The sequence below is a fragment of the Tunturiibacter lichenicola genome, from assembly GCF_051013355.1.
Lineage (GTDB): Bacteria > Acidobacteriota > Terriglobia > Terriglobales > Acidobacteriaceae > Edaphobacter > Edaphobacter lichenicola_F.
In genome coordinates this window covers 4475116-4489202 of record NZ_CP132944.1, presented here as the reverse complement: position 1 = coordinate 4489202, position 14087 = coordinate 4475116, and the positions used below count along the sequence as shown (strand labels likewise).

Annotated in this window: 11 protein-coding genes; 1 reads left to right on the top strand and 10 read right to left on the bottom strand. The window is 53.9% G+C overall.

The features are described from left to right. Positions 1–23: 23 nt before the first annotated feature. Genes RBB82_RS18750 through RBB82_RS18740 form a run of 3 tightly spaced genes read right to left on the bottom strand, consistent with a single transcriptional unit; the run spans position 24 to position 3063 of the window. The gene (locus tag RBB82_RS18750) at positions 24–1727 is read right to left on the bottom strand and encodes a hypothetical protein (protein ID WP_433972264.1); all 1704 of its coding nucleotides are present in this window, start codon (positions 1725–1727) and stop codon (positions 24–26) included. 20 nt (positions 1728–1747) lie between these two features. Then, positions 1748–2191, bottom strand: a complete 444-nt coding sequence (locus RBB82_RS18745) for a c-type cytochrome (RefSeq protein WP_433972263.1) — start codon at positions 2189–2191, stop codon at positions 1748–1750. Further along, complete coding sequence (locus tag RBB82_RS18740; protein ID WP_433972262.1) at positions 2188–3063, bottom strand: hypothetical protein; 876 nt, start codon at positions 3061–3063, stop codon at positions 2188–2190. The genes RBB82_RS18745 and RBB82_RS18740 overlap by 4 nt, the downstream gene beginning before the upstream one ends. A gap of 912 nt (positions 3064–3975) precedes the next feature. On the opposite strand from RBB82_RS18740, the gene RBB82_RS18735 reads away from it, so the two are divergent. Then, positions 3976–4512 (top strand): L,D-transpeptidase family protein, encoded by a 537-nt coding sequence (locus RBB82_RS18735; RefSeq protein WP_433972261.1) that lies wholly within the window; start codon positions 3976–3978, stop codon positions 4510–4512. Between the two features lie 51 nt (positions 4513–4563). Here the strand turns inward: RBB82_RS18735 and RBB82_RS18730 are convergent, their stop codons facing one another. From RBB82_RS18730 to RBB82_RS18700, 7 genes are all read right to left on the bottom strand, one after another. Further along, positions 4564–6300 (bottom strand): L,D-transpeptidase family protein, encoded by a 1737-nt coding sequence (locus RBB82_RS18730; RefSeq protein ID WP_433972260.1) that lies wholly within the window; start codon positions 6298–6300, stop codon positions 4564–4566. A 174-nt stretch (positions 6301–6474) separates the two neighbouring features. Further along, positions 6475–7278: a sensor histidine kinase gene (locus tag RBB82_RS18725; RefSeq protein ID WP_433972259.1), complete on the bottom strand. Its 804-nt coding sequence runs from the start codon at positions 7276–7278 to the stop codon at positions 6475–6477. A 122-nt stretch (positions 7279–7400) separates the two neighbouring features. Continuing rightward, complete coding sequence (locus RBB82_RS18720; protein WP_433972258.1) at positions 7401–7889, bottom strand: hypothetical protein; 489 nt, start codon at positions 7887–7889, stop codon at positions 7401–7403. Between the two features lie 890 nt (positions 7890–8779). Beyond that, positions 8780–9028, bottom strand: a complete 249-nt coding sequence (locus tag RBB82_RS18715; protein WP_433972257.1) for a hypothetical protein — start codon at positions 9026–9028, stop codon at positions 8780–8782. Between the two features lie 305 nt (positions 9029–9333). Next, positions 9334–9963 carry a response regulator gene (locus RBB82_RS18710; protein WP_433972256.1) on the bottom strand — a complete coding sequence of 210 codons (630 nt, stop codon included), beginning with the start codon at positions 9961–9963 and terminating at the stop codon, positions 9334–9336. Between the two features lie 8 nt (positions 9964–9971). Further along, positions 9972–13025, bottom strand: coding sequence for a sensor histidine kinase (locus RBB82_RS18705; protein WP_433975413.1), 3054 nt, complete (start codon positions 13023–13025; stop codon positions 9972–9974). Positions 13026–13032: 7 nt separating this feature from the next. Further along, on the bottom strand, positions 13033–14022 hold the full coding sequence (locus RBB82_RS18700; RefSeq protein ID WP_433972255.1) for a hypothetical protein: 990 nt from the start codon (positions 14020–14022) through the stop codon (positions 13033–13035). Positions 14023–14087 lie beyond the last annotated feature (65 nt).

Below are 14087 nucleotides of genomic sequence, written 5' to 3'. Positions count from 1 at the left end.
CCCCAAAAATCCGCTACAAGTCTCTACGCGTCATCGTAATCCTCAGTCAGCGATAGCAGAAACGCTGTCAACGCACTCACGTCGTCATCCGACAGACTCATCATCTGAAACTCCGGCGGTGCATTCCTCAGCTTTCCAGCCTTCGCCAGCGCCGAACTCTTGATGTAGAACGCCACCACATCCCCGAACTGCGCTCGGCTTCCATTGTGAAAATAAGGAGCCGAATCCACCAGGTCTCGAAGATCCGGAGTCTTGAACAACGCAATCGTAGACGCCAATCCCTGATCCACCGAGCAGTCCTTCCCTGCCGCGCAAACGAAGCCCTTCAAGTTAGCCTGCGGGTTCGGATAATCCGCATTCATATAGATGTTCCACATCCCCAGATCCGCATACGCTGCATTCGATGCCAACGCCGGACGTCGAAACGTCTCACTGGCAGAAGGATGCGCCGGAGTCTCTGGCAACCATGCATTCGGGTTAGCCGAGCGATCCGTCAGATTCGGAACATAGAGAGCCGCAAACGCACCCGCACCATGCACTCCGTCGTACTCATCCTGCGCAACACCGTTGTTATGGAATGCAAAGTCCGTGAAGTCCGGTGGAGTATGGCACGCCGCACAGTTCCCCGCATGTTGATCGCTCCCGGAGCCCCCAGCCGAAGCCTTCAGAAATATCTTCAATCCTGCCAGCTCTGTCGGGCCAAACTGAAACGGCTGATCGTGATAAGCAAACGTCCCGTCAGCTGGCGTCACCCACACCGGATTCGACAACGCCACCACATCGTTATAGAGCCGCGTGTTGTACTCAGCCGGAGACTCACCCACCAGCCGCTGCCGTGGCAGATGATTCTTACTCAGAAAGAAATCGTACGGAGAAGCAATGTACCTCTGGTAGTTATCTTTCTTGAACTGAAGATCCTTGAAGTACTGCGCGATGCAAAGCGCAACCTCCTGCACGACCTGCATATCCGTCGCAGTCGCCACATCGATACGCTGCGAAGGCGGCAGCAAAATATCGCTAGTAATCCGCGGATCGACTCCCTTGAACAGCACACCATAGGAAAGACCGTCACTCCTGTCGGCAGCAAGTTGATCCGAACCATCGTCTCCCCGAATGATCGTCGCAATATGGTGGATCGCCGTGCTGTAATCCTCCGGCGCCCAGCCAAAGTTGCGCCCCGTCAGCGTTCCAATCACCAGATCTTCCCCGGAGGCAAACTCGCCATCGAAGTGAAGAAACTGCGTCCCGCCGTCGATACGAAACGTATTCACCATCTGCATCGAATTGCGCGGCGTGTTGTCGAAGCCGTTCTGCAAAACCGGAATCGGACTACGCGTCGTAAAGTCCGAGTAGGTCCGATTGCCCGCATTCGGTACCCCCTGAAACTCCGTCACAAAATGGCACGACCGGCAATTAATACTCGATCCGGCAAACGGCCCCGGAAGATCACCGTTCGGCGTATGAACCACAGCCACCACCGGATCGCCCGTCGTAAGCGGCGTATTCACCGCAGTCATATTCTGAAAGAAAAACTTCGCAAACCGCGTATCGAGAAACAGCCGCTCCCCAATCGGATCGGCCGTAGGCGTAGCTCCCTCATTCTCCGTGCTCACCGCAGGCGCCGTGCCGGAGCCGCAACCAACGATCACGCCAACAATCGCCAGCATCAGTCCGAACAACATCACAACCATCGGCACAACGCCTCGCATGCGTCGGCGCAAACTCATAAAGCCTCGTACAAAAATCTTCATTTCGATGCACCTTCAGATCCAGCCTCGTTCAAGGGCGACTGTGCATGTGACTCCGCAGAGTTCAACGCCCGCAGATAGGCCACCACCTGCCAGCGCTGCTTCTCCGGAAGCATGTTCCACGGCGGCATCCCTCTCCATGGCACGCCATTGTTCATCATCCAGAACAGGTCCCCATCCGAAGCCTCGGCGATCCGACCACTCACCAGCTTTGGCCGGCCGTAGATTCCCATCGCATCGTTGCCATGACACTTGGCGCACTCGTTATGAAAGATCTGTGCACCTGCCGATGCAGCGTTCTCCAACTGGTCCGGCTTTCCCGCAAACGGGCTCACCCGCTCGTGGTCCTTGTTCGAGACGCGACTCAGCCACGCCCCGTTGGCAGCTCCCATCAACAAAACAGCAGAGAGTACGGCGCACGCCGTGCCAAATAAGCGTCTCATCGAGACCTCCTGAACCAATCACGAAACTGATTAATCTCGTACGCCACCTTCAGCCGCCACAGCACCTTCGCGCTGTTGTCATTCAGCCCAAACTCAGGCCCAGCCACGATCGTCAGGTTGCGCGGTGCGTTATAAGCGAACGTAGGACCCGCATAGATCGAGGTCCCCGTCGGGCCGAAGTTGTACCGCGTCCCCAGCCCACCAAACACCTCGCCGCCCACCGCAAAGTACTGTCGGCAGAACCGGCACGCTCTCGGACTGCCCCCATTCGCCAGCGACCGGCTCGCTCCCGCCGCATAACCAAACTCCCACGGCTCATTCGAAACATTCTTCTCAGCAATAAAGTTCTCTGAAAAGTTGAAGCTTTTCCAATAGCTCGACAAGATCAGCTTCCCTTCAATCGACCGCTCCACATCCGCCCGCAGCAGCGCATTCGACACCGCCTTATCCTGAATCACCTGATTTCCCGTGATCTCCAGAAAGCTCTTATCCGCCTGGTTGATGTCCTCGTATTCCAGATACAGCACCGGATTGATCCAGTGCGACTCACGCAGCGGTCGAAAACGGTTCTCAAACCGGAACCCAGTGAACACAGTCGAATCGTGTGCAGTCACCTGCCCCTGCAGATATACCTCGGTCGTCCACCATCCGGTGACGCCGTACTCCAGCTCCACCGTCTGTCCATAAAACGGATTCAGATCCTTCGGTGTGCTGTAGATATTCTGGCTGGCAATCTCCAGGTTTCCGGGCTCCTCCAGCACGTCGGAGTAGGTTACGAAGTACGGTGGCTCTTGGCCAAAAGCCCGCGCCGTCAAAATCAAGAGCACGAAAAGCACGCAGGTAAGTTGTGGCGCAGCCCATCTTTGAGGCATAAAACTTCGTTCTCCCTGCATAAATACATATAGGACTGAGGATGTCCGAATTGTAAACGAATCAAGGACTGAATAGGTCGTAGATGCAGATTTTTAAAACAGGTTTTCGCTGCTTGCCCTTGACTTCGCTCTTCGACAAGATGACCGCAGCACAAATCCGGTCTATGAGGTCCACCCAGACGGGATGAAAGGCGGCACGCGCGACCTACAGCCGCATCTCCCATACGTCACCAAGCCGTAGGCCTTTGAAGAAGCCCCATAAGGCAGTTACCTCACAACGCAACGGCGTGCCCTCCCGCAGCGCAAAGCACGTTCACCTTACCGCAGCTATACGGTTCAGATCGGCGCCGGAGTGCTAGACCTTAAACATCCTCCTACCCCGTGTCCAACGAAAACGCGTCAAGAAGCTGTCAAGCCCCCAAACCAAGCAAACCTTTATGTACCAACGAGATATGCGTGGCGTATGAGTTAGCCTCAACCCGTTATACTGGATACAGAGCATAGAAAACCCCGGCTACTCGCTGGGGTTTTTCATATTAGAACGGAGAAATGGCCGTAACCCCTTTGATTGGACATATTTGACCGTAACCCATTTAGAATGAAATTTTTACGAAGAGATAATTCGGCAAGTACCTGAATATAATTGACTTACGCACAGGTATAGGGGGGAGGGGGTATACCCTTACAGCCACCCTGCCTGACCACCAGCCAGTGAGGATGGGACTACTTGAGCCGATGCCAAGGTGCCAAAGTAACCAAGCTGGATCCCACCTCAGTGGGATTGGCCTATCTCAGGTACGCTTTTATAAAGCAACTGCAAGCTGAGGTGGTTCTACTCGGCGATTTGTCTGTCCGGCGGGAGGCGATTTCAGCCTCTTGCGCAATCTCTTCCTCGTACGGAGCGCAACTCGAATGTGGCTGGGAACACGTCTGGGAAAGATCACGCGGCTGGCCGTTCTCGCGCCTTTTACTCTCGTAGTTCTTTCATTGCATGCGCTTTCAGCAGACAATCCGCCATTGCCATCGTCGGCCATCGCCGATAAAGTGCTCGTGTTGAAAGGCGAGAGGAAGCTGTTGCTCATGAAGGGCAACGATGTGCTGAAGACGTACACCGTCTCGCTCGGAGGCAATCCGGTCGGTTCGAAGATCAGGGAGGGCGATCACAAGACGCCCGAGGGCGTCTACGTGTTGGATCGGCATAACGCATATAGCCTGTATCACCGGTCCATTCACATCTCCTATCCCAACGCGGACGACGTGGCACGCGCAAGAAGACTGGGCGTCCCAACCGGCGGCGACCTCTACATTCATGGGCTGCCAAATGACTACGAAGGGCCGACTCAGCAACTGGGTGACTGGACCGAGGGCTGCATCGCGGTCACCAACGCAGAGATCGAAGAGATCTGGCGTGTGGTGGCAGACGGTACACCGATCGAGATCAAACCCTGACCGCGACGATCTGCGACAACAGTAACGACCTGCGATTCGCAAACCTTCCCTTCATTTGGGGTACGGGTAGCCATGAGCCAACTCCAACTTCAACGTTCGGTCGTGGTCATAGATGTCGTGAAAGAAGTGAACCTCCCCGCTCTCGTCGACGACAACGGTCATGTAGAAGATCATCACAGGAACAGGTGGAGTTAGATTCACCTGCAGGTTATCGCGGCCGTCGTGCATCGCCTTCTCAACCCTATCTTCGTCCCAACCTGTAGTGTTGCGCAGAAGATAGGCTGCGAACTTGTCGGGATACTGCAGGTGGATGCAACCGTGGCTTGCCACCCGCTTTAGCTCTCCCTCTTCCCCTTCGGTAGCCTCGGAGAACATATCCAGGCTCGCAGGGGTGTCGTGGATATAAACGTCGTGCTGGTTCGGAAAGATGAATTTGACCAGTCCCATTCCGTTCTCGGGACCAGGCGGCTGCCTCACCGTCAGCTTTCCCGTCCGCACCTCTTGCAACATCGCAGGAGTGACAGTTCCAGAGCTGACAACTTTTTCGTTGGCGCCGACCAGCTCCAGGCCGTCCAGAGAAGGACTCTTCTCCAGGTCAGGAATGATCTCATTGCGCAGGATGTTCGGCGTAGGGTTCCAGTAAGGACGAAACACAAGATACTGGATCTTGCCTTCGAACATCGGTGTCTGGTGGTTGTAGTCCTCGCCCACGTTCACCCTCATCGTAAGACCAACTTCATTTTTTTCATTGAAGGCGTAGAGGCGGAACTCGGGAACATTGATCACAATCGGTGGCTGTTTGAACTGGTAAGGCAGCCAGCGAAACCTCTCCAGGCCCAAGCGCATCTGTTCAACCCGATCGCTCAGCGGTACGTTCATCTCGACGACAGTCTTGTAATCGAGTAATCCGGTTGGTCGCAGGCCAAAGCGCCCCTGAAAGCGTTTGACTGCATCGACCAGCGGGCCTTCGTAAACTTTCGCGCCAGCAGGGATTGTGACGCTATCGGGCAGGTCACCTAGCAGTCGCAATCGGCTCGTCAAACCTGCTACCCCCGCATACTGGCCGCCCGGCGAGACTTCGCCGACGTCGAGCACTTTCTCTCCGTCACCGCTCTTCTCCAGTTCCATGTAGTGCAATAAGGCGGTGCGGAGTCGCTGATAACTCGGGAAGGGCGGTTCGACCCCAGCAAGCTCCGAACGTAGATCGGTCCCACTGACCAACCGTTCGCGGACAAAGTGCGGCAGATCGAGCTTTTTATGTGAGACGTCGAACTCAAAGCCCAGATTTTGCGGGTTGATTCTTCCAATATGCGCATCGGAGACATAACGCATGATGCAGACAGTGAGTGCAGCGTCGAAGCGCGCTTCGTCAGCCGCTCCATGTGTGCCTTTGAGCACCGCCAGACGATCCGCCCAGCGCGAACCGTCGTAATCCTCAGCCAGCAGGCCCTCTCGATCGGCGTCCTTGAATATCTGGATCAGTTCGATCGCCTGAGGAGTGGCCTCGCCGTCGCGGATCCACGCCGGTTTGTATGCGGCTGGGCGGTAAAAGTTCGTGAGATGCAGCCGGTAGTCTGAGAAGTCTGGCCAACGCAGATCATCGAGGTGTCCGGAGGCGACGATCGAGCTCAAGCGAGAATCGGCGCTGTCTGGTTTCTGTACGGAACTGCCTTTGGCACCGATGGAAGTTGGTGAATTTTTCTTAGCCTGCGTGGCGGTTTGGCTGCAGAGCGGCATCGATGCGGCAAGAAGCAGAGTGACAATTTCAAGCGGTCGTCTCGAACGCACAGTCATTCCCCCGGACGCTGCGAATCCTCTGTGTTAATGAGGTGTTACTAGTGATTCGCACGCATGAAGGGTCATCATAACAATACCTGCGGCGACGCGCGTTACGTTGCCGCCTTCTCATCTCCACTACGGAGGGCTCTCGGTCAGTATCAGAACGAAACTCTATTCACGAACTTAGTCTAAAAATCGGTTCTTCATCAGACTCAGCGTGAATACCGTCCCTTCTCGATTCGATTCCTCGAGGCAGACGCTACCACCATGCTCTTCAGCTATTTGACGAGCCAGAGTGAGCCCCAGCCCTGTTCCGTTGGATTTTCCCGAGGTCACGTATGGATCGAACAACGTCCTTTGAACAGAGACTGGTATACCGGAACCATTGTCTAAAATTGTGACGTAGATCAGTTCATCGCCTTCCGTAAGATCGACCCTCACCTCAGGCACGTGAGTGGAGCGCGCTGCAGCCTGGCAGGCATTGAGAAGCAAGTTATAGATGGCGCTTTCAAGATTCCTCGCATCGATGAATGCTTCTGCTGGCGAGAATTTGCCGACTTCAATGGAGATCTTCCGCCCAGCTGGATGAAACTTCACGGCCGCGATGGCTTTCTCGACAATCAGGGAAACGCGCTCATGAACAAGCGGATTTTTCCGTCCCCCACTAGCAAATTGCAGCAGTGTATCAATGCGCTCTGTCATTTCGACCACTGCTTCTTGAATTTCGATCAGCAGGTCAGTCCGCACGCTAACACATATATCGGGACGCTCGAGAAACTCCGCATTCGCATAGATTGCCGAGAGGGAGTGGCGCATATCGTGGGATATCGAGCATGCCATCGTGCCTATCGACGACATCCTCTCTTGCTGTATCAGTTGATTTTGTGCACTCTCTTTCAGCTCATTCTGCAGATCCAGACCGACATCCTTGTCAAACATAAGAATATTACGGTCTGAAATCCCTGTTTCCTTAAGGTGTGCTCTCACTCTTCCCCCTATGATCTGGACAGCGAATGACTGGCCCCTGCGACTTAGATTATTTGGCTACCGGCGCTCCAATCCAACTAGGTTGGATCTCCATACAAGGCTGCGAATCTCAAAAAAAACACCTAGGCGTCATAACAACCGATAGCTGCGGAGATAGGCGGAACTACGCTGAGACGATCAATCGCATGCTTCACAAGTCCCCGCACCTCAGATGGCGATACGCCGAGAAACTTCGCAACCTCTGCTTCAGACGAACGGATTATCAATCTCAGCATGAATGCCAGGCGAGGGTGATCGGGCAAGCTGCCAAAGGCCGGCCGAAAAAATCGATTTCCATCTTCTTCTCTCCGCGCGTCCGACAGCACAGCAATCGCCTGGGTGATGAGAACATCTCGAGCTTGACTGTAAGCGATCGCTGGAATGGAAGATTCAAATGCAGTCATATCGAGCTTCGCCATCGTGCGTGCGAATGTATCTTCGACAAGCTTGCCATCTGCTACGAGATACCAAACCAGCGTCGCGAATTCATCCAGGTACTCGAGCAGCAGGAAACACCATGACGCGCTTCTCGGCGATGGGGTAAATGGTAGAGATGCGAATGAAGTTGCCATAGTTGTCACTCCTGACTTTGTAACGGAGAGTGCTGAAATCTAGTCGACTGCGGGGCATCATGCAAAAGGATTCCGACCTGCTGGCTTTTCCGCAGAACGGTGGGCTGCTCTTTTTTTGAGCAGCCGAACCGCTCGAACGCGGCGTTCATCGTATCCTGCAACCGTGTTTTTGGGCGGTGCAGTTTGCGAGTTGCCTTCGCCATCAGCCGAATGAGTAAATAGCGATTCGATTCACGGGCGAGAGCCATCGATGTTAATTCAGGACGCATGGTGTTACTCCGGAAGTCCGATCTTTGTTGCAGATACTATCTTCAGGACCGACGATCGGCTGTGTTGGTGACGCAGTAGCCCCGTTTGAGGTGCACAATCATGAAAAGGTGTGACCGGTGATTCGTGCTGCTGCGTCTGATCTCGATTTGCGCGTTTGTTCTCTGAGCCAGGGCCGCATGCTGAACGCGTATACGCAGATGCAAAACATGTTCGCTGGAATAAAACCAAGCTGTGACGTTCTCAATCCAATGACACAAACGGTCAAGCTGTTGACAATTGCGACAAGGAGGCCGATCCAGGATTTTCGTGCGAGCAGTACCGTCGCTAGGACGGTAAGGAAACAAGAAAGATAATCCAAATGGATCATCACGAAATCCGACCTCCAAATTTAACCTTCACCCGATTCAGAGAATGAGTGATTCGTAACTCTGATCCATCTTCGGGTTTCGATACTGCTGAGGTGAATATGAGGGAAAACTCGAAAGATTACATCCCGCAAAAGAAGGTATTTTAAGCGCTCGTGACTGATGCGCATCCGATACCACTATTGAGGGGGCAATTTACCTCTCGTTCGAATAACTATTGCGTTCAATTTGACTGAAGCTTTGAAATTCCCGGAATTATCGAGGAGGTGAACGTCGCCCCTCAGGAATGATGATCTCGCGACGACCAAAGAGACGCGCATCGAGTGAAAAAGCGCCCGGACCAAGCAAGACGAGCGCTGCGGACATCGCGGCCAGATTGAAGGCAGTTGACGTACTAACGTGGTTGTTTGCCGCAGTCATCAAAAACGACGAAACGCCCCTCATAAGGTAACCAACTGTTGCCGCAGCGCTTGCGGCAGGCGTAAGAAAGCCGATGAAAATCACAACTCCAACCGCGATTGCAACCGATCCTCCTGCCCAAATGCCAATCGTGTGACTGCCGGGCCCAACGAGCGCGCCGACACCGCTATTGATTGCGTTGAGTGCAATAGCAAGTCGCAGGAAGATAAGGCCAATACCCGGCCACCCCTCCGGAAAGCTTGAGAAAAGCCTCTGCAGACGCTGCCTCCTGGGGGCTTAAAGACGAACCAGAAAAAGGCTAGCTTCTTTCGCAGCGGAATGGACCCCCCGAACGAGTGCTTTTTCTATACCACTTGCAAATTCTCTGGATACTCGAGAGTGTGAGTGGGCTAGAGATGTATGATTCCGCGTCTGATTCCGATCGCGACGGCCTCGGTACGATCGCTCGCACCGAGTTTCTCCATAATGTGCTTAACATGCCCTTTGACTGTTTCCTCAGAGATGAAAAGAAGTGCTGCAATATCACTGTTTCGATTTCCCCCGGCGACCTTCTGAAGGACCTCAATCTCTCGCTTGCTCAGCGTTTCACCCAAAAGATGTTCCATGAGCTGAGCAGCGACCTCCGGAGGGATGTGTTTATGTCCGGCATGCACCTTGCGGATAATATCTACCAACTGTTTTCGCGGCAAGCTTTTGAGCATGTAGCCTTGCGCTCCTGCCGCCAGCGCGCGCTGAATCTCGGCGTCTCCTTCAAACGTCGTAAGCATGATCACACGGGCATCTTCGAACTGCGTGCGAATCGCGAGTAATGCATCGATGCCCCCCATGTCCGGCATCCGGACATCCATGAGCGTCACGTCGGGCCGATGTGCACGAAATCCCTGAATGGCTTCCTGTCCCGTCGATGCCTCTGCAACCAATTCCATGTCGGGTTCATTTCTGATAACCGCCGCAATGCCTTCCCTCATGAGAGGATGATCGTCAACGCAGAAGACCCGAATTCTGGGGGCAACGTTCATTTACGGTCTCACTTCCCTTTATCATCCTTCGGCGTCTCGAGCCTCTCTTGGCGAAGCCAACGGAACCACTGCAATAGAGAGCCATTCGAATCTTTTTCGAATGCTATCGAGCCAGGAACGGTCAGTTCCACTTCAGTTCCTGCACCAATACGGCTCCGAAGTTTTAGATTCCCGCCAATTTTTTCGGAGCGCTCTTGGATGCCGACGAGTCCCCAGTGTCCCTCGCGGCCTGAATGCAGCACCTGAGGATCGATTCCACGGCCATCGTCGCGCACCAATATTCTAAGATGCCTGCTCGCATATTCAACTTCGACTTCGATACTGTTCGCGTGTGCATGCATAAATGCATTCAATAGGGCCTCGCGGCCAATGCGGTAGACTTCATCGCGGATCAGCGGTCGCAATGGACGCGCCACACTGTCAACGATAATCCGATAATCAGTTTTGCAGTCGAGGGAAAATTCCTGCCGCAGCCGAGAGAAGGATGTCTCAAGGCTCTGGTTCCCCGATTCCTTTGTGCGCAGCCCAAGGAGCGTATTTCTACCTTCTTCGGTGACCGTACTCATCAATTGCAGAACTCGTTTCAAAAGAGGTTTGGCGGGAGAGCCCTCCGGGAGTTGGTCTTCAGCTACATCAAGCTGAAGAGAGGCGCTCAGAACACCTTGGAGCAGCGTGTCATGCAATTCCTGCGCAATTCGCGTGCGCTCAGCGAGCCGCTCTTGGAAACCGACATTTAATCGTTCCGTTACTTGATGAATACGCAAGCGATATATCGCCAGGACCGTCAGGCAACATGCTGCGAGACAAGCCACACGAAACCACCATGTTTGCCAAAATGCGGGCTCGATGACGAAAGGCACGGAAGTCTCCGGACCATTCCAAAGACCGGCACTGTTGGAGGCAACGATGCGGAAAACATACGTGCCAGGGCCGAGGTTATTGTAGACAACCTGCCTTGACGCAACGGTCTCGCTCCAGCCTTGATTGGAGCCATCGAGCTTATAGCGAAAGCGGATGCGTTCCGGCACAGCCAGGTTCGTACTCCCGTAATTCAAGGTAATGCTCTGAATTCCAGAGCTGATCTTGATGGGGTTCTGCACGTTCACCCGGGTTCCGCCAGCCGCCATAGATTCGATTCGGACCATGGTTGGAACCGCATCTTTTGAGGTGACGATCGGATCAGCCAGGGACAAACCCGACTTAAGCGAGATCCAGATCCGGCCGAGGTGATCGGCAACTACAGTACGATCGCGGCTGACGCCTTCTACTCCAAGGAGACCGTCTTCGACTCCATAGCTTTGAACATCTACGTCAGAGAGCGCACCGCTCAGAAGCCGATCCTTGTTCACCCGGAGTATGTGATCTGAGGTGGTAAACCATAGTGAGCCCGTGCTGTCCTCCGCAACTCCGAAGATCTGCTCCCGTAACGCCTCCGGCAGATTCTCTGGAACTTGGATCTGTCCGGAATATAAAAACGCCAGGCCGCCGGAAGTCGCGAGCCAGAGCACATGCTTTGTGTCTTCGAAGATTGTTTTAACCATTGAGGATGACAGGTCATCACGAGCTATGTACTTGCTCCAATGTCCATTCGCAAACGAAGCCAGACCGCTTGGCGTAGCCAACCATGTCGCGCCATCGAAACCCTCCACAATCGAATTGACTGCATTGGATGGGAGTCCATTCGCGTCCGAAAAATTGGTGAACTTTCCGTCTTTCAATCTGCTTACACCAGCGCTCACCGTTCCAGCCCAAATCGTCCCATCGCGATCACGGTGCACGGAATAAACGCTGTTCTGCGCAAGCCCATCCGCCTCTGTATAGGTGCGGGCAGTAAATGAATCGCCTTCTTCCGTCAGCACAGTAAGACCGCCCTGTTGCCGGCCGACACAAATTTCACCGTCACCACCGCTGATGGAATACACAACATCGTGTTCCAGTCCGTCGACAGTTACATGGCCAACTTGTCCTTCCTTCATCCAAAACAGGCCACCGGTGAGTGGCGCGAACCAGACCCGCCCCTTGGAGCCGGCGTAGACTGAACCCATGCCGCCCGACGGTAGACCCTCAGAAGTCGAATACGTCGTAAACACTCCATTTCGCAGTCGCTCGACTCCTCGCGAGCCACCGAACCAAATATCTCCGTTCAGGTCTTCATAGATTGCTGTTACTTCGTATCCAGGCTTTGGGTTGAGTTGGTCGAGCGAAACAGCGCCGGATCGAGTGATGCGCACGATGCCATGGTTCGTTCCAATCCAGACGTTTGCGTCATCGTCTCTGATCATCGTCAGAATCTGGAGTTGCCTCAGCGAGGAAGGCAGGTTGAGCTTAGCCAGTACACCGCCCTCCCACAAATGAATTCCTTTGTCCGTCCCAATCCACACCCCCCCGGTGTCTGCGGGCAGAAGAGCATTGATCTTCAAATCCTTGAGCTCTTGCGCAACTTTGGAAATGTGTCCTTGGCTCATGCGAAAGAGGCCGTTAGCTTGTGTGCCGAGCCAAATACTTTGGTCTCGCGTTGCTGCGAGTGAGATCACAATACCGGGACTTTGCTCTGCGCTGACTATTGTCTCGAGGTGACCGTCCCCGTATCGGAACGTCCCCTCCCCTAGCCCGGAGAGAATGACACGACCCTCGTAGTCGGGAACGATTGCTGTAAACGTAATGTCCTGAAGATCGAACCGTGCGTATGGGTCCTCGAACTTCCCGTCATGATAAAGAAGCATGCTGGGACCCTCGAGACGAATCCAGAGGTTCCCGCTGGCGTCGGTAACGAGATCGCGCGCAGGGCTAATCGGAGGCGACTCCGGAAGAGGTCGTTTAATCAGAATGAAATTGGATCCGTCGAATCGGACCAGACCTCTTTCGGTTCCCATCCACAAATAGCCATCGGACGATTGGCGAATGGCGTAAATCCTTCCGCCAATGAATCCTTTATCATCTCCCCACTTGTCATGCACATATTGTGAGATCTTCCGGGTAGGGTCTAGTCCAAAAGCAGCATTCACAAGACATAGGAGCGCGATTCCATACAGGAGTCCTTTACGTAGCCGACGCCGCTGCATCATGGTTTCACGGTAGGAATTCGAATTTTTCAATCACAACCTCGACCGGTTGTTCAGATGTGCTCGTCGAATGCCGATAACTGTACAAACCAATGTGAGTCGTCTCTTTAGCGGGAGTCGGAATCCCTGACGTAAAGATATGTTCACTGATCGTTGCCGCTCCAGGGCCTGTCACTGGTCCGCGGACAGTCTTAAAGGAAGCGCGCCCTGACTCCCAACGTAACATGTGTGTCAGCACTCCGGCAGGGGCCATGAATCGAGAGACGTTTTCAGGGATATAGAAAGGTTGGACAACATACTGCGCATTCTTATTGTCCGCAATTCCCCAACGGCTCAATTCGATGTCGAGTTCACTACGTATGTCATCCGGTCGAAAGTCATCGTTTGTAAATAAGCCTAGAGCAGCAGATGGTCCAAAATGACCGATATCTTGAACGACAAAGATGTACGTACCATAACCCAGACTGCGGGTCAGACTCACCTCCGCACATGTCCATACGCCGTCATGCTCCTCCATTCGAAGGTGCAGATAGCCGTTCTTATCGGTCCACGCATTCGAAGGATCATAGAAGTTGGATTGCCCTCCCCGGTCGTTCGCCGCGTTGCGCACACCCCAGTCATATCCACTAAAATGGATGACCCTGGAAACGATAGGTGCGGCAGATTTGCCCATCGAAACAGCGATTGCGGCTACGCCGTTTCCCTCTGGAGGCAGTGCCGTAATCTTCGCTGTGGGGTGAAAGCCGGGCTCAACGAGAAGCGCTGCGTAATCGGTGCCGAGATGCGTCGAGTTCCTCCAGGTCGAATCGGGTTGAATCTTCGTAAAAGGCTGGTTCCCAAAAGGTTGAATCCACCAAATGCCGCTGCGTGCGTAAAGTACGATCTGTTGACCGGGTTTGACGCCGCTCACCCGTCCTTCAATAAAATCCAGTTCTAACGGACCTCCAGGATTAGCGGCCGGAACTTGTGTGATCTGGACGGTTGGTTTGGAAGGCACGCTCTTCGAATTGCACCCACCAAGCAAGACGCTAACGATTATGAGAGGGACAGTCGATCGTTGCT

Coding starts and splice junctions, on each gene's coding strand:
- RBB82_RS18745 (WP_433972263.1), bottom strand. CDS start 2,191: ATGAGACGCTTATTTGGCACGGCGTGCGCCGTACTCTCTGCTGTTTTG.
- RBB82_RS18720 (WP_433972258.1), bottom strand. CDS start 7,889: ATGGCAACTTCATTCGCATCTCTACCATTTACCCCATCGCCGAGAAGC.
- RBB82_RS18705 (WP_433975413.1), bottom strand. CDS start 13,025: ATGCAGCGGCGTCGGCTACGTAAAGGACTCCTGTATGGAATCGCGCTC.
- RBB82_RS18740 (WP_433972262.1), bottom strand. CDS start 3,063: ATGCCTCAAAGATGGGCTGCGCCACAACTTACCTGCGTGCTTTTCGTG.
- RBB82_RS18710 (WP_433972256.1), bottom strand. CDS start 9,963: ATGAACGTTGCCCCCAGAATTCGGGTCTTCTGCGTTGACGATCATCCT.
- RBB82_RS18735 (WP_433972261.1), top strand. CDS start 3,976: ATGTGGCTGGGAACACGTCTGGGAAAGATCACGCGGCTGGCCGTTCTC.
- RBB82_RS18750 (WP_433972264.1), bottom strand. CDS start 1,727: ATGAGTTTGCGCCGACGCATGCGAGGCGTTGTGCCGATGGTTGTGATG.